Origin of the sequence: Marinobacter antarcticus, from assembly GCF_900142385.1 — a bacterium.
In the GTDB taxonomy this organism is placed as follows: domain Bacteria; phylum Pseudomonadota; class Gammaproteobacteria; order Pseudomonadales; family Oleiphilaceae; genus Marinobacter; species Marinobacter antarcticus.
The window spans coordinates 2342190-2367614 of the sequence record NZ_FRAQ01000001.1 but is presented as its reverse complement, the minus strand read 5'-3'; the positions used below and the strand labels follow the sequence as shown (position 1 = coordinate 2367614).

General features: G+C 54.4%; 20 protein-coding genes and 1 pseudogene. 9 read left to right on the top strand and 12 right to left on the bottom strand.

The genetic code is table 11. The features are described from left to right. Position 1: 1 nt before the first annotated feature. Positions 2-1063, bottom strand: a complete 1062-nt coding sequence (sohB, locus tag BUA49_RS11020; RefSeq protein ID WP_072797336.1) for a protease SohB — start codon at positions 1061-1063, stop codon at positions 2-4. 227 nt (positions 1064-1290) lie between these two features. On the opposite strand from sohB, the gene BUA49_RS11015 reads away from it, so the two are divergent. Then, a complete protein-coding gene (locus tag BUA49_RS11015) occupies positions 1291-1608 on the top strand; it encodes an SCP2 sterol-binding domain-containing protein (RefSeq protein WP_072797334.1) in 318 nt (105 codons plus the stop codon). A gap of 89 nt (positions 1609-1697) precedes the next feature. On the opposite strand, the gene BUA49_RS11010 is transcribed toward BUA49_RS11015, so the two are convergent. From BUA49_RS11010 to BUA49_RS10995, 4 genes are all read right to left on the bottom strand, one after another. Further along, a complete protein-coding gene (locus BUA49_RS11010; protein ID WP_072797333.1) occupies positions 1698-3410 on the bottom strand; it encodes a chemotaxis protein in 1713 nt (570 codons plus the stop codon). A gap of 218 nt (positions 3411-3628) precedes the next feature. Then, on the bottom strand, positions 3629-4339 hold the full coding sequence (gene dnaQ, locus BUA49_RS11005; protein ID WP_072797331.1) for a DNA polymerase III subunit epsilon: 711 nt from the start codon (positions 4337-4339) through the stop codon (positions 3629-3631). Positions 4340-4366: 27 nt separating this feature from the next. After that, on the bottom strand, positions 4367-4810 hold the full coding sequence (rnhA, locus tag BUA49_RS11000; RefSeq protein ID WP_072797329.1) for a ribonuclease HI: 444 nt from the start codon (positions 4808-4810) through the stop codon (positions 4367-4369). 47 nt (positions 4811-4857) lie between these two features. Beyond that, positions 4858-5643: a class I SAM-dependent methyltransferase gene (locus tag BUA49_RS10995; RefSeq protein WP_072797328.1), complete on the bottom strand. Its 786-nt coding sequence runs from the start codon at positions 5641-5643 to the stop codon at positions 4858-4860. A 125-nt stretch (positions 5644-5768) separates the two neighbouring features. On the opposite strand from BUA49_RS10995, the gene gloB reads away from it, so the two are divergent. The 7 genes from gloB to BUA49_RS10960 all read left to right on the top strand — a co-directional run bounded on the left by gloB (position 5769) and on the right by BUA49_RS10960 (position 15042). Next, positions 5769-6563 (top strand): hydroxyacylglutathione hydrolase, encoded by a 795-nt coding sequence (gloB, locus tag BUA49_RS10990; protein WP_072797327.1) that lies wholly within the window; start codon positions 5769-5771, stop codon positions 6561-6563. 155 nt (positions 6564-6718) lie between these two features. Further along, positions 6719-8440, top strand: a complete 1722-nt coding sequence (locus tag BUA49_RS10985) for a LysM peptidoglycan-binding domain-containing protein (protein ID WP_072797326.1) — start codon at positions 6719-6721, stop codon at positions 8438-8440. A gap of 136 nt (positions 8441-8576) precedes the next feature. Next, entirely contained in the window at positions 8577-10418 is a 1842-nt protein-coding gene (locus BUA49_RS10980) for an extracellular solute-binding protein (RefSeq protein ID WP_072797322.1), read from the top strand. Positions 10419-10433: 15 nt separating this feature from the next. Then, positions 10434-11519 carry a microcin C ABC transporter permease YejB gene (locus BUA49_RS10975; RefSeq protein ID WP_072797321.1) on the top strand — a complete coding sequence of 362 codons (1086 nt, stop codon included), beginning with the start codon at positions 10434-10436 and terminating at the stop codon, positions 11517-11519. A gap of 1 nt (position 11520) precedes the next feature. Next, the gene (locus BUA49_RS10970; protein ID WP_072797320.1) at positions 11521-12546 is read left to right on the top strand and encodes an ABC transporter permease; all 1026 of its coding nucleotides are present in this window, start codon (positions 11521-11523) and stop codon (positions 12544-12546) included. A 12-nt stretch (positions 12547-12558) separates the two neighbouring features. Then, positions 12559-14175: an ABC transporter ATP-binding protein gene (locus tag BUA49_RS10965; RefSeq protein ID WP_072797319.1), complete on the top strand. Its 1617-nt coding sequence runs from the start codon at positions 12559-12561 to the stop codon at positions 14173-14175. A gap of 66 nt (positions 14176-14241) precedes the next feature. Next, the gene (locus BUA49_RS10960) at positions 14242-15042 is read left to right on the top strand and encodes an enoyl-ACP reductase FabI (RefSeq protein ID WP_072797318.1); all 801 of its coding nucleotides are present in this window, start codon (positions 14242-14244) and stop codon (positions 15040-15042) included. Between the two features lie 87 nt (positions 15043-15129). Here the strand turns inward: BUA49_RS10960 and BUA49_RS10955 are convergent, their stop codons facing one another. Both BUA49_RS10955 and BUA49_RS10950 read right to left on the bottom strand, forming a co-directional pair. Beyond that, positions 15130-15543, bottom strand: coding sequence for a PilZ domain-containing protein (locus BUA49_RS10955; RefSeq protein ID WP_072797317.1), 414 nt, complete (start codon positions 15541-15543; stop codon positions 15130-15132). 27 nt (positions 15544-15570) lie between these two features. Continuing rightward, on the bottom strand, positions 15571-17394 hold the full coding sequence (locus BUA49_RS10950; RefSeq protein ID WP_072797316.1) for a DUF1631 family protein: 1824 nt from the start codon (positions 17392-17394) through the stop codon (positions 15571-15573). Between the two features lie 126 nt (positions 17395-17520). On the opposite strand from BUA49_RS10950, the gene BUA49_RS10945 reads away from it, so the two are divergent. Continuing rightward, the gene (locus BUA49_RS10945) at positions 17521-18597 is read left to right on the top strand and encodes a 3-deoxy-7-phosphoheptulonate synthase (protein ID WP_072797315.1); all 1077 of its coding nucleotides are present in this window, start codon (positions 17521-17523) and stop codon (positions 18595-18597) included. A gap of 6 nt (positions 18598-18603) precedes the next feature. On the opposite strand, the pseudogene cobA reads toward BUA49_RS10945, so the two are convergent. The 5 genes and pseudogenes from cobA to BUA49_RS10920 all read right to left on the bottom strand — a co-directional run. Next, positions 18604-19362 (bottom strand): annotated as a pseudogene (gene cobA, locus BUA49_RS10940) (uroporphyrinogen-III C-methyltransferase); the annotation flags it as partial. 95 nt (positions 19363-19457) lie between these two features. Then, entirely contained in the window at positions 19458-20732 is a 1275-nt protein-coding gene (gene serS / locus BUA49_RS10935; protein ID WP_072797313.1) for a serine--tRNA ligase, read from the bottom strand. A 102-nt stretch (positions 20733-20834) separates the two neighbouring features. After that, on the bottom strand, positions 20835-22172 hold the full coding sequence (locus tag BUA49_RS10930; protein WP_072797312.1) for a replication-associated recombination protein A: 1338 nt from the start codon (positions 22170-22172) through the stop codon (positions 20835-20837). Position 22173: 1 nt separating this feature from the next. Continuing rightward, entirely contained in the window at positions 22174-22821 is a 648-nt protein-coding gene (gene lolA, locus BUA49_RS10925) for an outer membrane lipoprotein chaperone LolA (protein ID WP_072797311.1), read from the bottom strand. Between the two features lie 12 nt (positions 22822-22833). Then, positions 22834-25422 carry a DNA translocase FtsK gene (locus BUA49_RS10920; RefSeq protein ID WP_072797310.1) on the bottom strand — a complete coding sequence of 863 codons (2589 nt, stop codon included), beginning with the start codon at positions 25420-25422 and terminating at the stop codon, positions 22834-22836. Positions 25423-25425: the final 3 nt, after the last annotated feature.

Below are 25425 nucleotides of genomic sequence, written 5' to 3'. Positions count from 1 at the left end.
GCTACTGGATCTTCTGGTTGCGAAACGCGCTCAGAACCTTCCATGCGGTATGCTCGAGTGCCGCACTGGTTGCCAGCCCGAGTTTCTCTGGCAAAGTTCTTTTGCGCTCAAATGATACAGAGACTACATCTGCCCTGTCGCAAGCCTCAATGAGATATTCGTCTGAGGTCTTGATCTCATCGATCAGTTTTACGTCCAGAGCCCGCCTGCCGAACCAGATATCGCCGTTGGCTACGGCCGTTATATCCAGATCAGGCCGACGCTCACTGACATAGTCTTTGAAGAGGCCGTGCGTATCTTCCAGGTCTTCAAGAAATTTCTGCCGGCCCTTTTCGGTATTTTCACCGAAAATAGTCATGGTGCGCTTGTGCTCGCCGGCTGTCAGCACTTCGAAATCCACGTTGTTTTTCTTTAGTAGCCGGTGAAAATTCGGCAGCTGAGCCACCACACCAATAGAACCAAGTACGGCGAATGGAGAGGCAATAATCCGGTCTGCCACGCAGGCCATCATGTAACCGCCGCTTGCAGCCACTTTATCGACACAGGCTGTCAAGTGAATGCCTTTGCTGCGGATCCTGTCGAGTTGTGCAGCGGCCAGACCATAGGAGTGCACCAGCCCGCCTCCGCTTTCCAGCCGAATGACCACTTCATCTTTACCGGGTTCTGCGACACTCAGCACTGCAGAGATAGCGCGGCGGAGCGGATCGGTATCACTGGCTTTAATGTCGCCATCAAAATCCAGCACATAGATGCGCACTGGAGCGTCTTGAGGGACATCAGAGTCTGCCTTTTTTGCTTTATCGGCCTTCTTCTCAGCTTTGTCCTTTTTCTTTTTGGCTTTGCCCCAGGCTTTCCGCTCATGTTCAGACATAAGCCGCGCCTGAATAGACTCGCGCAGTTCGCGATATTTCTCATTGAGCTTGCGGATCTGCAGCTCTCCGTCGTCGTGATCCCCCTTCTCTTTATGGATAGCAGAGACAATAATGGACACAACCACTATGGCTGCAATAACAAAGGTGACCACTTTGGCCAAAAACAAACCGTATTCAGTCAGAAACTCCAAATCGCTTCTCCAGCCAGTTGAGCAAGCACGAGAGTGTAACTTACCGAAACTCTGGTGATAAGGAGAACAAAAAAATTAAAACAAGCGTTCGATCGAGCTTGACAGTGGTTAGGTCTCACCATAAAGTCGGAAAGCGAAGCCGCTATATCCGGCTGCCGCCAAGGCTTTCGGAGCCAAGCACTTAAAGCCGTCATCATGACAAGACAACCATCAAAAAGGGTAAACTAATGTCTGTAGAACAAACATTTGAAAAACTCGAGCAGAATTTCAACGCAGACGCAGCTCAGGGCCTCGATCTGGTGTTCCAGTTTGATATAGAAGATGACAATAAGAGCCACCACCTGGTCATCAAAGACGGAACATGCAAACTGCACGATGGTCCTCACGACGACCCTTCCGTAACTCTGATCATGAACTCCGAAACCCTGCAGGGTATTGTTTCCGGTGAAACCGATGGCATGCAGGCCTTCATGGCTGGGCAGCTGCGCGCCGAAGGCGACATGATGCTGGCTACCAAGCTGGGTGAACTGTTCAACATGGGCTAAATGCCCCTCGTTGACCAGAGCTGAGCTAACAAAAAACCCGCGCCTTGCGCGGGTTTTTTGTTAGCTGATGCCACGGCGTCATGCCAACGTCAAAGGCCCACATCATCCAGCGATGTTTCCGCCAGCCTGAGCAGGTCTGCATTGCTCTCCTCGCGCTTACCAATGCCCTCTATATAGTACTCAAGGGAGGTCAGAGCATCTGCCAGTGCTTCTAGCACTTGAGTTTCTGGTGCTTCACGGGCATCCAGTAAACGCTCCTGAATGGAAGCTGCAACACGCTCAAGTACGTGCGCTGCACCGGAGTCATTCACCATTTTCAGCCCACCCCAGATACTGTGCAAGGTTGCCGGAAGATTGGCGAGATGGAGCCTGTCATAATCCGATTCGACAAACGCAGTAATCGCGCGTTTGGCAAGCGTCAGCGCACTTCGGGCTTCATCGGCAACCACATAGACGGCTTCCTGAAGATAAACGGATTCTTCACGACTCCGCTCATTGCCCGCCAGCGAGTCAGTCTCTGATGTGATACCGCGGCTGACAATCTGCATGACTGCGTCTTCAATACCCAGTACAGAGTCTGCGAGACGGAACAGCTCTTCTTCACCGGGCAGCCGGGATTCAGCCTCCCATTCTCTCAACCTTACGGCTTCTTGGCGGGCAATAGCTGCCAACCGATTGAGATCAAGCATTGCCAGAGTGTTGCCAAGACGCTCAAGCGCATCGGCAATGGATGACAGTTCAGCCAGGTCTGGCTCAATGCCGCGTTCGATGATATCGAGCTTGTCTTTCAGCTGGTTCAACTCGTCCTGCAAGGCTTCGGAGAGCGATTTCAGTACATCTGAGCCAGGGCCATACAGGCGCCGGGCGTGAGCCTCCAGAATGGAATCCGGAAACTCGGCGGGGGTCAGCTGAAAAGCAGAAAGAACTCTGGTGACTTCCGGGTTCCCGGAGCCGCTACGGTAAAGGAGATAAACAAGATCGCGAATGAGGGAATCTGGCGCATCCTTGGTCGTTGCTACCTTGCCTACATAAACCACTTCCCGCGCGTATTTTTCGATTCGCATGAACATGCGCTTACGGGCTTTGGTGAAAGGCATTGCACGATCCAGCATGGTATCCGCTGCTATCGCAACAAGACACCACATCTGCCCCATCGGAGCCCCCTGGCATAACCGGACAAACCCGCGTGCGGAGCGGCCTATGAGTTTCTGGCTGACCACGGGGTTACGATTTTGGAGCAGGCCCAGCAGGGCTACCTGATAGGTCAGGCGCATGCGCCTGGCAACAATCTCATATTCAGCTTCATTGCCTTCAAAAACCGGAACAGACAGGCCGTCACTAAAGTCAGGGCGGTCCTTTACATCTAAATCAACTTCGAAAAAGCGGGATTCGGGGTAAGGTTTTTCACGGCGAGCTTCACGCAGCTCGTTGATGACCGGCAGCAACAGTTCGGGGTGATCTTCTCGCTGCTGCTGGTAGTACTCGACGTAACGACGAAGAATAAACAACGCGTTGCTCAAGGTAGTCAGCAGGATATTTTTATCGTCGTTTGCGCCAACAGGAACATCGTTGGCCATGGTCACCGCTTCCTGACACAGCAATGTTCCGCCACGGAGCTCTACCAGGATAAAAATGCCGCGAAGCTGGTTCAGGAAATCCAGACAATTCTGCAGATCTTCACCGCTCTCGCGGTTTTCCTGAAAGCGCTCAAGACTGGATTCGGCCTGCTTGATGGTCTGCTCTATTTCACTTTTGACCAGATCAAACGACTGCGATTTCGTCGCCAGAGACGATTGAACCATAAACGCTTCCTGTTAATAATCCGCGGAGACTTCCGCACGGTCCAAGTGAAAATAGTCTGCCAATGACCCGTGTCAGACCTTTTTATTATGAGCCGGTTTAATCCTTCCGGCTGAAGTGCGCAATCAAAAAACTGGCGTACTTATCATTACTTATAACATAAAACTCAAGTACCTCAACAAAGCTGGAATGTAACAATTGGTACAGGCAGACACAGTTCTCATTCTGCACCTTCAAGTTTGCTCCAGACAGTTTCGCCAGCCTTCTTTTCAAGGGCTAAAAGAAATGCTTGATGAGCCTCATTCTCAGTCGCAGTAGGTTTAACAACAGCCAGTGCGGGCCGGTCTGAACTCAGCCTGCGAATACCTCGGGGGCCACCACCGTTCTCAGCGCCAGCATCGAGAGACAAAGCGGTTTGTCCGCCCGTGAGAAGCAGGTAAACATCTGCAAGAATTTCCGCGTCCAGCAGCGCTCCATGAAGTTCCCGATTGCTGTTATCAACACCGTAGCGCTTGCACAGAGCGTTCAGATTATTCTTCTGGCCAGGGTGCTTTGCCCGGGCAATTGCAAGGGAATCCACAACGCCACAATAGTCGGCCGTTTTTCGCACAGGCTTCATCCGGGCAAACTCCGAATCCATAAAGCCCACGTCGAACGCTGCGTTGTGAATCACAAGCTCTGCGCCGTTTATGAATTCAAAAAACTCATCTGCGACCTCTGCAAATTTTGGCTTATCAACCAGAAATTCGTTAGTAATCCCGTGGATAGCAATGGCTTCCGCTTCAACTTCACGTTCGGGGTTGATGTAGACGTGATAGTTGCGGCCTGTGGGCTGGCGCTCCATCATCTCGACACAGCCGATCTCGATAATCCGATGCCCTTCTGCCGGGTCAATACCTGTTGTTTCTGTATCCAGTACAATCTGTCTCATAATTCCCACACCAGTTCAGGGGGCGTTTCAGCTGCCTGCCAGTTCGGCAACACCCTTGTTTGCAAGCTCATCTGCGAGTTCGTTATCAGGAACACCGGTATGGCCTTTAACCCAATGCCAGTTAACTTTATGGTTTGCGGTTTCCGTATCAAGCTCACGCCACAAGTCATCGTTTTTAACCGGCTTTTTCGACGATGTTTTCCAGCCATTACGTTTCCAGCCTGAAAGCCACTCGGTAATGCCCTTGCGCACATACTGAGAATCCGTATACAGCTCTACCTCACAGCCACGCTTCAGCGCTTTCAGCCCCTGAATTGCAGCCATTAGCTCCATTCGGTTGTTGGTAGTATGGCGTTCGCCACCATGCATTGTTTTAGATGAACCACCATAACGGAGCACGACACCCCATCCACCGGGCCCAGGGTTGCCTTTACAGGCTCCATCGGTGTACAGAATCACCTTTCCGGACATTAAAACTCCTGCATGTACATAGTTATAGATGGCTCATAGTGGCCAGTTCAGTCTTCGGGATGGATCAGGCTCTGTGGCGGACAGCCCCTGGATGCGCTTACGGTTCCCCGTATTCCCATGACATTGCTCTGGCGCCAGGCTGGCCGTCTGGGAATGCGGGCGGTCACCCTTTTTTTCGCAAGAATACAGTAATATGCTCCGACTGGCAGGAACCCATTACCCATCAAGCGTTCGCCGAACCGGCCAGATGCCCTACGACCACTGCGCTGGAGAGGCAAATGAAAAAAACGGGTCACCGAAACTTCAACCTGAAAGCCCAGCAAGTGAAGCCAGTCTTCCATACGCCGGCGTAAAAGAAAGCGCCCTCCCCAAGGGCCGCCACGATGTCGCGAAAGCAACCTCCGCACGCCCCAGGCACTCACAGGATTAAAGCCAACAAGAGCGATAGTGCCCTCCCCCCTCAAAACCCGGGCTGCCTCCCGAAGCGCCTCGTGAGGATAAGGCGAGAAGTCGGCAGTGTGATGAAGCACAACCAGATCCATGGAGTCGCCGGGGAACGGCAGTTCATCCGCGTCGCACACCACAACCCCATCGGGGATACTCGTGAACCACTTGGGCGTAGTCATCACTTTCTGTGAAAAATCAGTGCCGTTGGTAAGCGGAATCCGGTGGCTGACGCTTACCTGAAGCTGTCTTGCACCTGTCAGGCGGGCGAGTTTGCGATCCAGAAAACTACGCTGGTCCGACAACAGAGCGCGCCCTAGAGGTGTCTGGAACCAGCCTTCAAAGCTCTCGTGCCGGGACGGATAATCAATGACCTGGCTTTTCTTCACACTGCCTATACTCCCGCTTTTAAAAAGGGCCTGTAGAAAAGCTACTGGCTCAGAGGTTGTTGGGGCTACGAGCTTAATGCTCTATCATATCAGGCACACTTGCCAAGCATATACGGGGACATCTGATGCTCACCATCTCTGCCATCCCGGCGTTCAGTGACAACTACATCTGGTGTCTTGCCGACACTGACACCGGTAAAGCTCTGATTGTAGATCCCGGCGAAGCCAAGCCAGTACAGAATCACATTGAAGAAAACGGGCTAACACTGGATACCATTCTGGTTACTCATCACCACCCGGATCACGTTGGTGGAATTAAAGCTTTGATCCAGGGTTACCCTGACTGCCGGGTAATCGGGCCAGCTGAGTCACCTTTTCAAGGCAACACCAATAGCGTTCATCCCGGTGATGAAGTCGTGTGGGAGCATGTCACATTCCAGGTAATGAGCGTCCCGGGACACACGCTGGACCACATAGCGTTCTTTACCGATGTTGAGATCGCCGGCCGCCCCGCCCTGTTTTGTGGCGACACCCTTTTCGTGTGTGGTTGCGGCCGCCTGTTTGAAGGTACAGCTGCGCAAATGCTTGAGTCACTGAAATCCATCCGTGAGCTCCCCGGAACCACGGCCGTGTATTGCGCCCACGAGTATACCTTGGCCAACCTTCGTTTTGCCCGAAGCTGGTTGCCTGACGACAGCGAACTCGAAGCCTTCGAGCGTCAATGCAAGGAGCGCAGAGAAGCCGGCGAGCCAACCGTGCCTTCGATACTTGAGGATGAAAAGCGGCTAAACCCGTTCCTGCGCTGGGATGATCCGGCAGTCGTGAGTGTCGCAAAACAGTACTGTACGGAGCAAGGCCTGCCCGCAGATTCTGACAGCGCCATTTTTGCAGCTATAAGGCACGGTAAAGATAATTTCTGAGCGGTTAACAAATCCTGTCACCGCCGTAACGAGAGGTTTCTTGACCGCTGGAAACGAGCTCCCATAAAATCGTTTATCTTTTTGCTCGTAACTTATTAAATACGCCGGGTTTTCAAACATGAAACCCGACTACAACCCAGAGCCGGAAATCGCCTATGTCGGTCAAACAATTGCCACTGCTGTTATTCATTGGCGCCCTTACAGGTGGCTGCAGTTCTCTATACTCGTCAACAGATGCGGCCCAGGAAGACCCACTTGACTCAGACCAGGTAACACTCGCCGCTGGAGACAAAGGTCTCAAGGAATCCGTGGAGACCGGCAAAAGCAGCGATGCAGTTCGCAATGAACCGCTTGATGATGCCATGTCTCCTGAACTCAAGGTGGCCGCGCGCGAAGCCCGGGAAACGCTCGATAATCCAGAGCAGAGTACTGCAAACAGTACCGTAAACGAAGAACCCGGGCAGACAGATTTGTGGAACCGCCTGCGAGCAGGCTTCGTCCTTGATCATGATGTCGACAACAGGCGCGTCAGAGATCAGCTGAACTGGTATGCAAAGCACCCCGACTATATTAATCGGGTAGTCGAGCGCGGAAGCCGTTACCTGAACTACATTGTTAACGAGACAGAGAAGCGCGGGCTGCCTGCAGAGTTTGCACTGCTGCCCATCGTTGAAAGTGCGTTCGACCCGTTTGCTTATTCTCATGGCCGTGCAGCAGGGCTTTGGCAGTTTATCCCGTCAACCGGAAAATACTTCGGCCTTACCCAGAGCTGGTGGCACGATGAGCGCCGTGATGTGATTGCTGCTACAGACGCAGCGCTCACCTATCTTGACCGCCTGACTAACCGGTTTGGCGGCGATTACACTCTGGCCCTGGCCGCCTATAACAGCGGCGGGGGCACGGTTTCCAGCGCTATGAGGCGTAACCGTAAAAGCAACAAGCCTGAGGACTTCTGGTCACTGCAGTTGCCACGGGAAACACGTCACTACGTACCTAAACTGATCGCCCTGGCGAAAATATTCGATAATCCGGAAGCTTATGGTATTGAATTGCCTGCTCTGACGGATGAGCCTTATTTTGAGGTCGTCGAAACCGGCGGGCAACTGGACCTGGCCCAGGCCGCTGAACTTGCGGGCGTCGATATTGACGAAATATATCTGCTCAATCCGTCCTACAACCGTTGGGCAACATCGCCGGAAGGTCCGCACCGGTTGCTCATACCTCATCAGAATGCCGAAACCTTCCGTTCAGCACTTGCAGAAATCCCGCCGGGCAAGCGCGTGTCCTGGCGTAACTATATGGTTAAGTCCGGCGACAGCCTGAACACTATCTCCAGAAAATTCTCAACAACGCCGGCGGTACTGCAACAGGTGAACAACCTTAACAGTGACCTTATCCGTATTGGCCAGCGCCTGATGATACCTTCGGCCGCCAAGAACTCCGATGCCTATGCCCTCAGCGCATCCCAGCGGCTTGAGCGTAAACAGGCCAAAAAGCGTGATGGCAATAAGCTGCGATATACCGTTCGCCGCGGTGACACCTTCTGGGATATCGCAAGAGAGCATCGGGTTTCTGTACGCCAGGTTTCCGCATGGAACGGCATGGCACCTGGTGACCCGCTTATGCCGGGTAAGGAACTGGTAATCTGGTCAAAAACTGCACAACCTACGCTTGCATCGGCCAGCGGAACCCGTGGCAAAGCAATGGTTCGTAAAGTGGGTTATCGCGTCCGCAAGGGCGATTCCCTTGCGCGCATCGCCAACCACTTTTCGGTGAATGTGCGGGACATCGCAAGCTGGAACGACCTGAACACCTCGCGTTATCTGCAACCGGGGCAAAGTCTGGTACTCTACGTCGACATCCGGAACAGCCCGTAAAGATCATAGGTTCACGGGACCGGAACTTTAAGAAACTATAAGAATCATAATGGATTAGAGATCAAGAGCAGCGGAACAAGGGCGCCGGGCAGGATGCCCGGTGCGCCGGCCTGAAACTCCAGAACGTGCGAGACTCATGACAAGAATCCCTATCGCCTCACGCCTTACATCGCTTTTTACATTCCTGGCCCTTCTGGCCTCCCCCAGTTTTCTTTCTGCCAACGACACTGTGCCTGACTCTTCTGATCCGGAAGTTCAGCCTGTTCACGGCTTGGCGATGCACGGCGCCCCCAAATATCCAGAGGGGTTCAGTCATTTCGATTACATTAACCCCGATGCTCCCAAAGGCGGGGCTCTGAAAATGGCTGTGGTGGCCAACGGCTTTGATTCCTTCAATCCGTTCGATATTCGCGGTGTGGCGGCGGCAGGTATCAGCAACTATGTCTATGACACCCTGCTTGAATATTCGGCCGATGAAGCGTTTTCCATGTACGGCCTGATTGCAGAGTCTGTGGAAACGCCCGAAAACAGAAGCTTTGTGGTTTTCAATCTTCGGGAAGAAGCACGCTTTCAGGATGGCGAGCCCATCACCGCCGAAGATGTGGCATTTTCCTTTGAAACCCTTACCACCAAGGGCCACCCGTTTTACCGCAACTACTATGCAGATGTGAGCAAGGTGACAGTTGAGAACCCACTGCGGATTCGCTTTGACTTCCAGCAAACCAGCAATCGGGAGCTCCCATTAATCCTTGGCCAGATGCCGATTCTGCCCGCGCATTACTGGGAAAGCCGGGAGTTTGGCGAGAACGGCCTCACCCCACCCGTTGGTAGCGGCGCCTACCGGATTGGCTCGTTTGAAGCAGGTCGTTCCATTGTGTACGAGCGGATGGATGATTACTGGGCGAAGGATCTCGCCGTTCGCAAAGGCCGGTTCAACTTTGACCGCATTCGCTACGACTACTATACCGACGACACCGTTGCGCTGGAGGCATTCAAAGCCGGCAACTTTGACTTCAGGATCGAATCCTCCGCCAAAAACTGGGCCACTGCCTACATCGGTGACAAGTTTGATAACGGCACGATCATCAAAGAGGCCATCGAACACCACCGCCCCACTGGCATGCAGGGCTTCATATTCAATACTCGCAAGGAGGTGTTCAGTGATCCGCGAGTCCGGGAAGCACTGACTTACGGTTTTGATTTCGAGTGGACGAACAAGAACCTGTTTTACGGTCAGTATGCCCGCACCAACAGCTATTTCGAGAACAGCGAACTGGCCTCAACCGGCTTGCCATCCGGCCGGGAGCTGGAAATTCTTGAAAAATATCGAGCGCAGCTGGACCCAGAGATTTTCACCGAGCCCTTCAAAGCGCCTTCCACTGACGGTAAGCAAGGCCTCAGGAAAAACCTTCGAACGGCTATAGACCTTTTACGCTCAGCCGGCTACGAAGTTCGTGACGGAAAAATGATACACAGCGAAACAGGCAAGCCGCTGAAGTTCGAGATTCTGCTGTTTCAGAAAACCTTTGAGAGGGTTGTATTGCCCTTTAAAAACAACCTGGCGCGGCTCGGGATTGATGTATCCGTGCGTTTGGTCGACAGCAATCAATATGTTCAGCGTGTGCGTGAATTCGACTTTGACATGATTACTCAGAGTATCGGCCAGTCAGACTCCCCAGGTAACGAGCAGCGGGAGTACTGGCACTCCTCCACCGCGGACATTAACGGCTCCCGTAATTATGCGGGCGTGAGTGACCCTGTCGTCGGCGAACTGGTGAGCCTGGTTATACAGGCGCCAGACCGGGAAGAGCTGGTGCAACGTACCCGCGCCCTGGACAGGGTTCTGCTTAGTGGGCATTACGTGGTGCCACACTGGTTCTTGGCGAAAGACCGTGTTGCCTACTGGAGCTACCTGAAACATCCGGAAAAGCCCCCCAAAAACGGTACTGACCTCGACAACTGGTGGGCTGAGCCCTGAGGAAACTGCCGCTAAATGGGCATCTACATACTCCGGCGCCTGGCGCTGATTATTCCTACCCTGATCGGCATTCTGCTGCTCAACTTCGTGATCGTCCAGGCAGCCCCTGGCGGACCGGTTGAGCAACTGATTGCCGAAATGGAAGGCCATGGCGGTAGCGCGTTGGCACGGGCCTCCGGTGGCGACACAGGGGCGGAGGTTTCCAGCGCTTCCGGTGATCGACGCGGCTCCCGCGGGATTCCCGACGAAATGCTGAAAGAAATCGAAGTGATGTACGGCTTCGATAAACCGGCACACGAGCGTTTCTTCAAAATGCTAAAGGACTACGCCACCTTCAATTTCGGCGATTCCTTCTTCCGGGAAAAAAGCGTCGCCGAACTGATTGTGGACAAAATGCCCGTCTCCATCTCTATTGGGCTCTGGTCTACGCTCATTATCTACTTCATATCCATACCTCTGGGAATTCGCAAAGCGGTTTCAGACGGTTCCCGTTTCGACGTCTGGAGCAGTTCCGCTATCGTGATCGGCTATGCCATTCCGGGTTTCCTGTTCGCTATTCTGCTGATTGTTCTGTTTGCCGGAGGCAGCTACTTCGACTGGTTCCCTTTGCGCGGACTAACGTCATCCGACTTTGACCAGCTCAACTGGTATCAGAAAGTCGGGGATTATTTCTGGCATCTTGTTTTACCGGTAACCGCTAACGTTATTGGCGGCTTTGCCACACTGACCCTGCTCACCAAGAACTCATTTCTCGATGAAATCGGTAAGCATTATGTCGTGACGGCCAGAGCCAAAGGCCTTGATGAGAAACAGGTTCTATACGGGCACGTGTTCCGTAACGCCATGCTGATCGTTATTGCCAGCCTGCCAGGAGTGCTGGTCTCCCTGTTCTTCACGGGGTCTCTGTTGATTGAGGTCATTTTCTCGCTGGATGGCCTTGGCCTTCTCGGTTTCGAGGCCGCTCTTAACCGGGATTACCCGGTGATTTTTGGCACCTTGTTTATATTTACCCTGATGGGCCTGGCACTCAAACTGATCAGCGACATCACCTATGTACTGGTAGATCCTCGCATCGACTTTGAAAGCCGGGAGGGCGCGTAACATGAAGGCGCTGACTCCGATTCAACAACGCCGTTTACGAAACTTCCGCAATAACCGTCGTGGCTTCTGGTCTTTATGGGTATTCCTGGCAATTTTCGGTCTGACACTGGTGGCCGAACTGATCGCCAACGACAAGCCGCTTATGATTTCCTATCATGACACTCTGTATTTTCCGGTTGTGGAGAGGGTGCCTGAAGAGGTTTTTGGCGGCTTCCTGCCCACGGATGCGGAATACCGGGACCCGTTCATCTCTGATGAAATTCTGGCCAATGGTTGGATGCTCTGGCCGCCCATTCGCTTCACCTATGACACCATCAATTACAACCTTGATGTGCCCTCGCCTGCACCACCCAGCGCGGTAAACTGGCTTGGCACGGACGACCAGGGGCGTGATGTAGCTGCGCGTGTGATCTACGGCTTCCGTATTTCCGTGTTGTTCGGGCTAACGCTCACCATTGCCAGCTGTATCGTTGGAGTTTTGGTAGGTGCCATACAGGGCTTCTACGGTGGCAAGATTGATTTGATCGGCCAGCGCTTTATCGAAATCTGGTCAGGTCTGCCGGTCCTATACCTTCTGATTATTCTCTCAGGCATAGTGCAGCCTAACTTCTGGTGGCTGCTGGGGATCATGTTGCTGTTCAGTTGGATGGGGTTAGTTGATGTGGTTCGCGCTGAGTTTCTGAGAGCCCGGAACTTTGAATACGTGAAAGCGGCCCGGGCACTCGGGCTGGATAACCGAAAAATCATGTTCCGCCATATTCTTCCCAACGCCATGGTGGCGACGCTGACATTTTTGCCGTTTATCCTGACTGGCGCCATTACCGCCCTTACCTCCCTGGACTTCCTTGGCTTCGGTTTGCCCTCTGGCTCGCCGTCCCTTGGGGAGCTGATTGCCCAGGGCAAGGCCAATCTCCATGCCCCCTGGCTGGGTATTTCGGCATTCGTTTCCCTATCACTGATGCTGACCCTGCTGGTTTTTGTAGGCGAAGCTGTGCGTGATGCCTTCGACCCACGCAAGAGCGGATAAGAGCGAGCTGATATGAGTGAGTTGTTAGAGATAACCAATCTCTCGATCTGCTTCAACCAGGGCAAGAACGCAGTGGATTCTCTGTCACTCAGCCTGCAACAGGGTGAGACTCTGGCCTTGGTTGGCGAAAGTGGCTCGGGCAAATCCGTCACTGCGTTATCGGTTCTGCGACTGCTGGACGAGCAGCATGCCAGCTATCCCAGCGGTGAGATCCGCTATCGCGGTGAAAACCTTCTGCAGGCGCCAGTGAAACGGATGCGCCAGGTTCGCGGGCGGGAGATCAGCATGATTTTCCAGGAACCCATGACATCCCTCAACCCTCTGCATAGCGTGGAGAAACAAGTCAGCGAAACGCTGGAGCTGCACAAAGGTATGCGCGGCCCCCAAGCCAGAGAGCGCTGCCTGGAGCTGTTGCAACTGGTCGGCATCGATAACCCGGAAAGCAAGCTTGGCGCTTATCCACACCAGCTTTCCGGTGGCCAGAAGCAGCGGGTAATGATTGCTATGGCTCTGGCCAACGAGCCAGACTTGCTGATCGCCGATGAGCCAACCACCGCCCTGGATGTGACGGTTCAGAAGCAGGTGCTGGAATTGCTTCAGGGCCTGCAGCAGAAGCTCGGCATGGCGATTCTCCTGATTACCCATGACCTGACCATTGTACGCCGCTACGCCAGCCGGGTTGCGGTGCTGGAGCATGGAAAACTGGTTGAGCAGGGAGAAACTGCGGCGCTGTTTGCAGCACCCAGCCACCCCTACACCCGAAAACTAATGGATGCTGAGCCCCCGGAAGCCCCCTTGGCTCAACCCGAGAGTGGTAAACCCCTGCTTAACGTAAGTAATCTGGATGTCCGGTTTCCGACTCGAAGAGGGTTATTCGGCAAAGTAAAAGAGTATTTTCACGCGGTTAAACGAGTCAATTTCACGCTCGAACAGGGTCAGACTCTCGGCATTGTGGGTGAGAGCGGCAGCGGAAAAACGACGATTGGCCATGCCCTTATCAAGCTGACAGCCAGTACAGGCAGCATAAGGTTAGACGGGCAGGAGCTGGCAGGGCTGGATCAGAGCGCATTCCGGCCCTGGCGGCGACGCATACAGATCGTTTTCCAGGACCCCTTTGGCAGCCTGAGTCCGCGCATGTCCGTTGCTGAAATTGTGCGAGAAGGGCTGGAAATACACGATCCTGAAAACACTCAAGCCCACGACCAGAAGGTCATTGCGGCCCTGAGCGATGTGGGGCTTGATCCTGAGGCAAGGCACCGCTACCCCCATGAATTTTCAGGCGGGCAGCGTCAGCGCATTGCCATTGCCCGGGCGCTGGTTCTTCAGCCAGACCTTATTATTCTGGATGAGCCTACCTCAGCTTTGGACCGAACGGTTCAGAAACAGGTTATCGAGCTGCTTCGGGATATTCAGGCCCGCTATGGTCTAAGCTATATCTTTATCAGCCATGATCTGGCCGTTGTACGGGCGCTCAGCCACAAATTGCTGGTGCTGAATCAGGGCGCGGTTGTGGAATATGGGGATGCCGGTGAGATTTTCCGCGCACCCGCAGAGCAATACACACAAGAGTTACTTCAAGCGGCGTTTTTCTATCAACAGAAAGATGCCACCATCACTACGACTATTTGAGCGTTACTCCTGCCGGGATACTTCGGGGATAATGCACCAAAATCAGGAACACAGGGAGAACGACCCATGGGAATACTCAGTGGCAAGAAAGCGCTGATTGTTGGCGTAGCCAGCAAACTGTCAATCGCATACGGCATTGCGGAAGCCTTTGCCCGCGAAGGCGCGGAATTGGCCTTCACCTACCAGAATGAAAAGCTGCAACCCAGAGTAGAAAAGTTCGCCGCAGGATGGGGCAGCACACTGACCTTTCCTTGCGACGTAGCCAGCGATGAAGAAATCGAGAACGTTTTTAAAGAGCTGGGCAAGCACTGGGATAACATCGACATTATCGTCCACGCTGTTGGCTTTGCACCAGCGCACGAACTTGACGGTAACTACGTTGATGTAACCACTCGCGAGGGCTTCAAGATTGCCCACGACATCAGTTCCTACAGCTTTGTCGCCCTGGCCAAGGGTGCCCGGCCCATGATGCACGAGGGCAGCTCACTGCTGACTCTGAGCTATCTGGGCGCCGAAAAAGTTCTTCAGAACTACAACGTGATGGGGCTTGCCAAAGCATCGCTGGAAGCAAACGTGCGCTACATGGCTGCGAGCCTTGGCCGGGATGGTATCCGGGTGAACGGTATTTCTGCAGGGCCCATCAGGACCCTTGCGGCGTCTGGCATCAAGAGCTTCCGCAAGATGCTGGCGGAAAACGCAAGGCGCGCACCGTTGCGCAGGAATGTGACCACGGACGAAGTGGGCAATGCTGCCGCCTTCCTGACCTCCGATATGGCCAGCGGTATTACCGGTGAGATCATGTACGTGGATGCCGGGTTCAACATTACCGGCATGGGCGAACTGGAAGAATCAACATCTGAAGATTAAGCCGTAAAGCAGGGAGCCAGTCTATGCTGGCTCCCTGGTCTCTTTCCCCCGTCCTTTTTGTAAAGCCCTCACCCTGAAATTCTGCGCTTAGAACGTTTCCATGACGGTCGCAACAGCCTCTGCCCATTCAACGTATGCGGTCTGATCGGAGTCGATAATTCTTAATCCCACCAAATAGTCTGGCCCATCCGGGCGACACCAGATTACTTCAACTGTCAGTCTGAAGAATTCTGCCTGGTTACCCAGTGAAACAGAAGCTGGGAGCAAGGCGCCCGCTGAAAGCTGCTCACCAGAGAGCAACCGGAGACCGTTTGCAGACAGATCGCGCACACCACATACCAGTTCCCGCCCGGACGTGCCTGGCACTCCCCGGCGTTCCGGATCGCTTGCTTCCAGTTCCAGCGAAACCCGTGCACGTGCCGTCAAACGGTAATGCAAACGGTTGTCCTGCCCGCCAGGCGGGTCGTCACGTGTACCAAATGTATAGTCAGTATCTTTCATTATTATTCCTGGCTTTTCGTTGTTCCATCAGTTCCGTCCGACACGAATACGCCCCACTACTCTGCTCAGAGTGTCATCAAACTCAGCGGCACCGCCCAGAACCCGGATGCGCTCTTCAACGATACCCAACACCAATTCATCTTCCAGAAATTCGCGACGATTCAGCCCCAACCGATCCACAAATATCAGCTTGCGGGATGCATTTGTGCGAACAGCCAGCTTGAGCCTGACAGATTCAGTTTCCGGCAGGCCCGATTCCTCCAGAATCCAGCCACCAAGATTTATATTGTCTACCTGCTTTTGCGCAAGAGCTGTCTTTTCGCTGTACAGCCGTTCCTGCTCAGCTTGCTCATCCGCCAGGCGCTTGTGCTCTGCCTCGTGTCGCTGGCGTTCCAGGGTTGCCTGCCGCGCGGCCTCCTGCTCCTGGCGCTTCAATTCTTCTGCCTCCCGCTCCCGTCGCAGGACATCGGCACGGGCTCTGGCTGCTTCTGCGGCTTGTTCACGCTGCCTACGCTGTTTTTCACATGCCCCAGCCAACAGATTCACTGTTTCCCCAAGGACCTCGCCAAACGGTCTCTGGGCCGGCAACGGGCGAATACTGCCTGCAGCCTGGGCCTGGCAGAACACATGCCAAGGCTGCAGGCCAAGCTTTACTCCAGTACCGTTAGTCCAGAGGATTTCCGCGGTGTCTTCAAGCAGGGCACAGAAATAACGGCGCTGCTCTGCTGCACCTTCACCTTCAACAAACCATCTTTCCTCAAAGGCCTGAAATTCAGCGTTTCGGGGTGCTTCAAAACTGAGCCAGTCAGAGTTCCATGAAAAGCTCCCGGTGTCCGGTAAAGCGTCAACCAACTCGGGTATTTCTCCACGCAATCTTGACATCATGACGGTTCCGATGCCGGCGAGTGCATTAGGCGTCAGGGGATGATCAAATACCCGGCTCCACACATCTGCGAGCCGGTCGCCTAGTTGTTCACCCACGTGATACAACCGGTCTCTGTCCTTATCGGAGAGCGATGGGTCGCCCACCCACACCAGCCATTCAAGCAGTTTGCTGCCATGCCGGCAGGTTTCACCTTTAACCCCAACGTCCCACACAGCCTGTTTCAGCAATCGTTGCCAGTGATCAAAAATAAAATGGAGTACTGGTTGTGGAAGTTTTCGCCCCTGCAAAGCGCGCCCGATCAGCGCCCTGGAAGTCTGATCTGCGCGCCTTTGGCGTGCTGCGCCCTGCTCTGTTTCGAGCAACCGCTGACGCAGTTTGCCTGTCTGCGCATTGCGCCTGAGCGACTCACCCTGCCATTGCATGCAGAAAGCATCGACGGTATCGGTAGTGCCTGCTTCGAACCCCGCAGAAACTGCGACAACCAACGCATCCAGTTGGTCCAACAGAGCTTTGGATGAGCGCCCGCCAGAATCACTCCAGCCTCGCCATTCCTGGAGACTGTCAAGCCAGACCAGTAACGTATCGCTGAAAGCCTGCTTGCCGTTCAGATTCATGCGCCACGCAAGATAGAATCTCAACCGTGCAATACGTTGGGCAATCTGAGGGTGAAGTCCGCTGGTTTTCAGGAACACATCCATGATGCGATCCGCTACATAAGCCGAATTGATCTGACGCACTGACCAGTCAAGGTTTACAGAGCGAAGAACATGGGTTACTCGCTCGTTCCGCTGCTCCGTCCAGCAAGAAAACAGCATGGGTTGCCAGTCACTTATTGCTTCTGGCGAGAGTTTCCCGGCGGGATAAGGCAGGTCGGGGACCCGAATACCGGCAAGCACATCGTCAATTTTCTCGGCAACCGCCTTCCGCGAGGCCACCTGGTGCGACTTCGGCCTGTTTTGTGACATCCATTCCCCGTGCTCAAGAAGCGTTGAAAAGGCCTTGTAAATAAAGCAGTATAACGAACTCACCGGGGTTGGCCACAACCAAGTCCGGCGCTATTGTAACGATAAGAATCGGGGAAACAGCAGAAAATGTCCGGCAATAAACTTGAAGATTTGAACGTGGCGAGCCAGGAAACACTGATCACCCCTGAAACGCTCAAACAGGATATGCCACTCTCGGGCAGCGCGGCCCAAACTGTCACTGACGGCCGTCAGGCGATTTACGACATTATTGACGGCAAAGACCACCGCTTGTTCCTGGTTGTAGGCCCCTGCTCTATTCACGACGCGGACGCCGCCCGTGATTACGCCGCCCGCCTCAAAAAACTTGCCGATGAAGTCAGTGACACCCTGCTGATCGTTATGCGTGTGTATTTTGAAAAGCCGCGAACAACAGTTGGCTGGAAAGGTCTGATCAACGACCCGCACCTGAATGACACTTTTGATATTGAGCGCGGCCTCCAGTTGGGCCGGCGCCTGTTGCTTGATATCAACGAACTCGGGCTGCCGGTGGCAACCGAAGCCCTGGATCCGATTTCACCCCAGTATCTGCAGGACACGATTGCGTGGTCTGCGATTGGTGCCCGGACCACAGAGTCCCAGACTCATCGCGAGATGAGCAGTGGTCTTTCCATGGCAATCGGTTTCAAGAACGGCACTGATGGCAACTTGGATGTTGCTGTGAATGCCATGAAGTCTGTTTCCTATCCACACAGTTTCCTGGGCATTGACCAACAGGGCCAGGTGGCCATTATCCGCACCAAAGGCAACCGGTATGGTCATGTTGTTCTGCGCGGGGGTGGCGGAAAGCCCAATTACGACTCGGTCAGCGTCACACTTTGCGAACAGGCTCTTGATAAAGCCGGATTGCGCAAATCCATCATGGTGGACTGCAGCCACGCTAACTCCAGCAAAGATCCGGCCATTCAGCCACTGGTTATGCAGGATGTCAGCCACCAGATCCTCGAAGGCAACACGTCTATCCAGAGCCTTATGATTGAAAGCAACATCAACTGGGGCAACCAGTCTATTCCGGAAAATCTGGCAGACCTGCAATACGGCGTATCGGTGACCGATGCCTGCATCGACTGGGCAACGACCGAAAAAGCCATTCGGGATATGCGCAACAAGCTCAAGGACGTTCTGCCTGGCCGTAAAGCAGTCTGAATCCTGTCAGGCCGGCTGGGTTGGCAAGCCCCCTACCCAGTCCAGCCGATCCCTTAACGCGACCACATGGCCAACAATAACGAGCGTTGGCGCCTGAACCTTTTCTTCGTTTACTCTCCGCACAATCGTTTCCAGGTTACCGGTAACCACGTGCTGTTCCCTCGTGGTGCCCTTGGAAACCAGAGCGACAGGCATATCCATCGACATACCGTGCAGTACAAGTTGCTCACAGATGATTGGCAGGCCAACCAGCCCCATATAAAACACCAGCGTCTGTTTGTTCTGTACGAAGTCTTTCCAGGGCAAATCGCAGGTATTATTTTTCAGGTGACCGGTTACAAAACGCACCGACTGAGCATATTCGCGATGGGTCAGTGGAATACCGGCGTATGCAGCGCAGCCTGAGGCAGCCGTAATGCCGGGTACAACCTGAAACCGGACGCCGGCGCTAGCCAAAGTTTCAATTTCCTCACCGCCACGGCCAAATATAAACGGATCCCCGCCCTTGAGCCGGACAACCCTATAACCTTTTTTTGCCAGGTCCACCAGCCTCTGGTTTATCTGATCCTGCGGCAAGGCGTGATTGGCGCGCTGTTTACCCACATGGATCATTTCAGCCGTTTCCGGAATCAGCGCGAGAATTTCCGGTGACACCAGCCGGTCGTAGAGCACAACCTCTGCCGACGTAATGAGTCGCCAGGCTTTCAGCGTCAACAGTTCCGGGTCCCCGGGGCCAGCACCTACAAGAGCAACCTCCCCAGCGGAGCTGTTCGGATTCGAGGTGACAGGGTTTGTTCTGTAACGAACCGGAGCGGACATTGCTCCAACGCCCTTCCCCGGCTGGTTTCGGAACTTATCTGTCACTGAATACGCTCAACGCCGCCCATGTAGGGCTTGAGTACTCTGGGAACAAGAATGCTGCCGTCTGCTTGCTGGTAGTTTTCCATAACCGCTATCAGGGCACGACCTACCGCCAGGCCGGAGCCGTTCAGGGTATGCACTGGCTCGGGCTTACCGGTTTCCGGATTGCGCCAACGGGCGCCCATTCGGCGTGCCTGGAAGTCGCGGGTATTGGAGCAAGACGAGATTTCCCGATACTTGCTCTGCCCCGGCAACCAGACTTCAATGTCGTAGGTTTTCGCAGCAGAAAAGCCCATATCGCCGCCGCACAGGGCAACCAGCCGATAAGGTAACTCCAGCAACTGAAGGACTTTTTCGGCATGGCCAGTCAATGCATCCAGAGCAGCATCAGAATCTTCAGGGCGCACCACCTGTACCAGCTCAACCTTGTCGAACTGATGCTGGCGGATCATGCCGCGGGTATCACGGCCATAAGAGCCGGCTTCACTTCGGAAACAGGGCGTATGGCAAACCATTTTAAGTGGCAATTCTGCCGCATCAAGAATGGTGTCTGAAACCAGGTTGGTAACCGGTACTTCCGCGGTAGGAATCAGGTAAAGCGGGTGCTCTCCCTGCATTTTAAACAGGTCTTCCTCGAACTTGGGTAGCTGGCCGGTGCCGTAAAGAGCATCTGCGTTTACCAGATAAGGTACATAAGTTTCAGAGTAACCGTGTTCGTCTGTGTGCAGGTTCAACATGAATTGTGCAAGCGCGCGATGCAGTCGCGCAATCTGCCCACGCATCACCGCAAAGCGGGAATGGGCCAAGCGGGTAGCGGTTTCAAAATCCAGGCCCCCAAGGCTCTCTCCCAGAGCAACGTGGTCTTTGGGCTCGAAATCAAACGTTTTTGGTGTACCCCAGGTGCGAACTTCAACGTTGTCTTCCTCGCTGTCTCCGGCAGTCACACCCTCATCCGGAAGGTTCGGTATCCCTGCCAGAAAGCCGTTAAGTTCTTCCTGCAACGTGCGCAGCTCTTCCTCGGCTTCTGATTTACGGGACTTCAGGCTCTCCACTTCATCCAGCAGCGGCTGAATATCTTCCCCTGAGGCCTTGGCCTTACCAATAGACTTCGACTTTTTGTTTTGCTCGCCCTGCAAGGTTTCAGTGCGCACCTGCATGCCCCGGCGACGCTCTTCTAGCTGCTCAAAGGCAGCTACGTCAAAAACGAAGTTCTTGATGGCCAGCCGGCGGGCAATCTCTTCAGTCTGGTTACGGACGAGTTTGGGATCGAGCATGGTTATCCTGAATTTTCCGGTTTGCGATGTATGTAGAATAACCCACCATTATACCTGTGCCGACGCTGCTGGCTAGCGCCGACAGCTAAGGTTATATGCAGGTCAGGTGTGGCGTTTTCTGGGGCTTTGTTCATTGAGGGCGTCGAGCCTCTGACGCTTTTCGGAAAGCTTTATTTCCAGACCTCGATCTACCGGCTCATAGTACCTGCGCTGATGGATGGCATCCGGCAGGTAGGACTCCCCTGCGGCGAATGCATGCGCTTCGTCGTGGGCATATCGATAGGAGTCACCGTGACCCATGCTCTTGAGGAGTTTGGTAGGAGCGTTGCGCAAGTGCACGGGGACCTCGTAATCAGGATCCTGATGAATATCTGCCATGCACTGATTGAACGCTTTATAAACCGCGTTGCTTTTCGGTGCGAGGGCGAGATACGTCACTGCCTGAGCCAGAGCAAGCTCCCCTTCCGGGCTCCCCAGCCGCTCCTGAGCGTCCCAGGCTTCCATGCTCAGCTGCAGGGCTCTAGGGTCGGCGTTGCCGATATCCTCGCTTGCGATTCGCACCAGACGGCGAGCGACGTATAAGGGATCGCAGCCCCCATCAAGCATCCGGCAAAGCCAATACAACGAGCCATCGGGGTCCGAGCCCCTGACCGACTTGTGCAACGCCGATATCTGATCGTAAAACACGTCTCCGCCTTTATCAAAACGGCGCAAACTGGTTTGCATCACCTGCTCAAGGTGCTCTGCGGTTACCCGGCTTTTCCCGTCGCTGTCCGGCTCCGCCAGATCGGCAGAGATCTCGAGAATGTTCAGCGCCCGCCTGGCGTCCCCGCCGGATGCCGATGCCATCACGCTAAGCACATCGTCAGAAACCGCAAGTTCACCGCCAAAGCCTTCTTCTGAGCTCAGAGCCCGAGTCAGCAGCTGGAGAATATCCGCTTCTTCGAGATTCTTGAGGACATAGACACGGGTACGGGAAAGCAGGGCACTGTTCAGTTCAAAAGAGGGGTTCTCGGTGGTGGCGCCCACGAAAATAAAGGTGCCATCTTCAATATGCGGAAGAAACGCATCCTGCTGGCTCTTGTTGAACCGGTGGACCTCATCCACGAAAAGGAGTGTATCCTGGCCTTGCGAAAGCTTGCGGTTGCGCGCGCGCTCGACGATGGCGCGGATATCCTTTACGCCGCTGAGAACCGCAGAAACCGTTTCAAAACTGAGATCGCTGACGCTCGCAAGAAGCCTTGCAAAGGTCGTTTTGCCCACTCCCGGCGGGCCCCAGAGAATCATGGAGTGGAGCTGGCCTTGCTCTACCGCTCTTCGAAGCGGTTTTCCGGGCCCCACAAGATGCATTTGCCCCACGTAATCATCAAGGCTTTCCGGGCGCATGCGCGCCGCCAGAGGCCGAAAACCGATCTGCTCGGTGAACAGGCTGCTCTGCATTTCAGCCTGCGTCCCCGATCACGTCGACACCCTCCGGGTATTCAAGCGTAAACACGCTGTTATCAACCGTTTCGTTAAGCCGAATGTGGTCAAAGCTGAGCACGCTGAGTTGCGACAGGGAATCCTGCATACGCATCTCCTGCAGTTCATTCTTGAAGAACGTCAGCCGCAGGGATACAAATAGCGAATCCTCACTTTTTGGTTCGAGCGTAAATTCGCGGGTGTCATCACTGACCTGACGACCGGAAACCCGATAGGTTTCTTCCAGGTTATCCACCTCTCCGCTCAGCAGCAGTGCAGGCGTGGTCTGAACACGGTCGTCCAGGTTGTGCACGGTTACCTGCTCGAGGTCGGGGTCGTAGAGTTGCACGCTTTCCCCGTTACTGACGATAAACTGAGACATGGGCGCACGGGTTTCCCAATAAAACAGGCCCGGCCTTTTGGCCTTCAGTAAGCCACGGGTTTCCTGCACTTTGCCGCCATTTTCATTTACCACAATCTGGATAAAGTCGGCCTGATAGGTTTCATAACTTTTCAGCAAAGAGGCGAGCTCGGCAGCGGAACCCTCTTTACCTGCAGCCATCAGTGAACTACTGAACGTAAGCGCCACAATCAGCGCCAGCACGGGCTTGAGGAAAAATTGTTGCATAATGTACGGCTCCTAGTCTCTCGGTGGGGGCGGGGCCAGGACTTCACGAGCACCGTTATGGCCCGCTGAACTGACCACTCCTGATGCTTCCATGGCCTCAACCAGATTGGCTGCCCGGTTATAACCTATTTTGAACTTTCGCTGTACGGAGGAAATCGATACCCGACGACCTTCAGTCACAAAGGCAACTGCTTCATCGAAGAGCGCATCACTTTCACTGTCGCCGCCATCCGACAAGGTGGGTACACCCGGGAGGTTCTCGCCCTCTGCGCCATTGAGCACATCGTCAACGTAAACAGGCTCACCCCTGGCTTTCCAGGCGCTCACTACACGGTGAACCTCATCATCATCCACAAACGCGCCGTGCACCCGGACGGGCAGACCGGATCCCGGTGGCAGGTAAAGCATGTCGCCATGCCCCAGGAGTTGCTCTGCGCCGCCCTGATCCAGCACGGTGCGGGAATCGATCTTGGAAGAGACCTGGAACGACATGCGGGTGGGAATGTTGGCCTTGATCAAACCTGTAATCACATCCACCGATGGCCGCTGGGTTGCCAGAATCAGATGAATACCAGCCGCCCTCGCCTTCTGCGCTATCCGCGCAATCAGTTCTTCCACTTTTTTGCCGACAATCATCATCATGTCGGCGAACTCATCAATAACCACCACGATGAACGGCAGCGTCTCCAGTTCCGGGCGCTCCTGTTCATCGTTGGCCAGATATTCATCCGGCTTCCAGAACGGGTCGAGAAGCGGCTCTCCGGCCGCCGCTGCATCTTTTACCTTTCGGTTATAGCCTGCAACGTTACGGACACCCAGGGTAGCCATGACACGGTACCTGCGCTCCATTTCCGCCACACACCAGCGCAGTGCATTTGCGGCCTCTTTCATGTCGGTAACAACCGGCGCCAACAGGTGGGGAATACCGTCATAGATGCTGAGTTCAAGCATCTTGGGATCAACCATGATGAAGCGAACTTCCTCCGGGCCCGCCTTCAACAGCATGCTCAGCAGCATTGCGTTCACACCAACCGATTTACCGGAGCCGGTGGTGCCAGCAACGAGCAGGTGGGGCATTTTGGCAAGGTTTGCAACCATGGGGTTGCCGCCGATGTCATTGCCAAGCGCCATTGTCAGCGCCGAACTGGACTCAGTGAACACCCGCGAACTCAGAACTTCGCTGAGGCGGACAATCTCCCGCGTCTCATTGGGAATTTCGATACCGACCACGGATTTACCCGGGATAACTTCCACAACCCTGACGCTAAGCACTGCCAGTGAACGGGCCAGATCCTTGGCGAGGTTGGATATTTTGCTGACCTTAACGCCTGCTGCCGGTTTTATCTCGAACCGCGTGATCACCGGCCCTGGATTAACCTCAACCACCTCAACCGAAACGCCGAAATCAGCCAGTTTTTCCTCAAGCAGGCGCGACATGTGCTCGAGTGCTTCCTCTGAGTAGCCGCTTTCTTTGCGTTCCTCAGGGGGATCAAGCAGGGAGATGGGAGGAATCGGGCTCTCTATGTCTTCAAGCAAAGAAGGTTGAGTGCTTTTTCCATTACTGGCCTGTGGCGACTGCTCATCTTTTTTGAACGGCGATATTTTCAGCGACCGGCCACTCGCGGAAGGCGATTTTCCTTTATCCGAAGCCGCAGGCTGTCTGGCTGTCTTTGCAGGCGTCTCATCCCGGGAACTGAAACTCTCGAGCCGTGCCGGTTCGGGCTCCTGACCGGCGGAGAAGCCTTCAAGACCTGGTTCCAGGCGCTCGCTCGCGGGCTTTTGCGGCTTGGTTTTCATGCGCGGCCCAAATCCCGGAATCCACTGCCACCAGCGCTTATGGGAGAGCTCTTGTTCTGCACCCGCCCGGGCGCTGCTGTTTGCAGCAGCCGGTTGTGCCTTCGACGGATCTGCTTTTTGCATCGGGGCAGATGTTTTCTCTTGCACCGGTTTTGCTTTGTCGGAGGCAGCGAGCTTTTTCAGTGATTGCCCAAAGCGAAGCGTAAGGCCGCCCAACTGGTCCATCAGCCAGAACCATGAAAGTCCCACGGTAACGGTCAGGGCAAATAGAAATATAGCGATGAGCAGTAACGTTGTTGCCGGCAGGTTGAAGAAACGAACCATGGCATCCGAAACGGTGGCCCCCAGCACCCCACCTGAAGTAGCACCCAGCCCGAATACAGAGTAAAGGGACAGGAGGCTAGTGGCCGACAGCAGGATTAGCAGAAATCCACCAAACCTCATCATAAATAAGGGCCAGTGCAGATCCAATGAGTCATTTCTGCGGCGGATCAGCATAAGGGCATAGCCTGCCACCATCATCGGGAACAGGTAGGCAACATGGCCAAAGAAATCCCGCAGCAGGCTGGCAAGCCAAGCCCCGGAGCGGCCAGCTGCATTAAGCACGCTGGTCTCATGGCCGATGCTGGCCCAGCCCGGGTCTGCAGGATTAAAAGTCACAAGAGCCATGGCCAGATAGATACATAGAGCTATCAGACCGATCACCGCTCCCTCACGCGCCCCCTGTGCTGCCAGGCGGCGAAAGCGGAGTTGTTTCTCTGTCAGTTCCTGTGGTGATGTCTTCGCTTTTGCAGATTCGGCCATGAA

Coding starts and splice junctions, on each gene's coding strand:
- BUA49_RS11015 (WP_072797334.1), top strand. CDS start 1,291: ATGTCTGTAGAACAAACATTTGAAAAACTCGAGCAGAATTTCAACGCA.
- BUA49_RS11010 (WP_072797333.1), bottom strand. CDS start 3,410: ATGGTTCAATCGTCTCTGGCGACGAAATCGCAGTCGTTTGATCTGGTC.
- dnaQ (WP_072797331.1), bottom strand. CDS start 4,339: ATGAGACAGATTGTACTGGATACAGAAACAACAGGTATTGACCCGGCA.
- rnhA (WP_072797329.1), bottom strand. CDS start 4,810: ATGTCCGGAAAGGTGATTCTGTACACCGATGGAGCCTGTAAAGGCAAC.
- gloB (WP_072797327.1), top strand. CDS start 5,769: ATGCTCACCATCTCTGCCATCCCGGCGTTCAGTGACAACTACATCTGG.
- BUA49_RS10985 (WP_072797326.1), top strand. CDS start 6,719: ATGTCGGTCAAACAATTGCCACTGCTGTTATTCATTGGCGCCCTTACA.
- BUA49_RS10980 (WP_072797322.1), top strand. CDS start 8,577: ATGACAAGAATCCCTATCGCCTCACGCCTTACATCGCTTTTTACATTC.
- BUA49_RS10975 (WP_072797321.1), top strand. CDS start 10,434: ATGGGCATCTACATACTCCGGCGCCTGGCGCTGATTATTCCTACCCTG.
- BUA49_RS10970 (WP_072797320.1), top strand. CDS start 11,521: ATGAAGGCGCTGACTCCGATTCAACAACGCCGTTTACGAAACTTCCGC.
- BUA49_RS10965 (WP_072797319.1), top strand. CDS start 12,559: ATGAGTGAGTTGTTAGAGATAACCAATCTCTCGATCTGCTTCAACCAG.
- BUA49_RS10960 (WP_072797318.1), top strand. CDS start 14,242: ATGGGAATACTCAGTGGCAAGAAAGCGCTGATTGTTGGCGTAGCCAGC.
- BUA49_RS10955 (WP_072797317.1), bottom strand. CDS start 15,543: ATGAAAGATACTGACTATACATTTGGTACACGTGACGACCCGCCTGGC.
- BUA49_RS10950 (WP_072797316.1), bottom strand. CDS start 17,394: ATGTCACAAAACAGGCCGAAGTCGCACCAGGTGGCCTCGCGGAAGGCG.
- BUA49_RS10945 (WP_072797315.1), top strand. CDS start 17,521: ATGTCCGGCAATAAACTTGAAGATTTGAACGTGGCGAGCCAGGAAACA.
- serS (WP_072797313.1), bottom strand. CDS start 20,732: ATGCTCGATCCCAAACTCGTCCGTAACCAGACTGAAGAGATTGCCCGC.
- BUA49_RS10930 (WP_072797312.1), bottom strand. CDS start 22,172: ATGCAGAGCAGCCTGTTCACCGAGCAGATCGGTTTTCGGCCTCTGGCG.
- lolA (WP_072797311.1), bottom strand. CDS start 22,821: ATGCAACAATTTTTCCTCAAGCCCGTGCTGGCGCTGATTGTGGCGCTT.
- BUA49_RS10920 (WP_072797310.1), bottom strand. CDS start 25,422: ATGGCCGAATCTGCAAAAGCGAAGACATCACCACAGGAACTGACAGAG.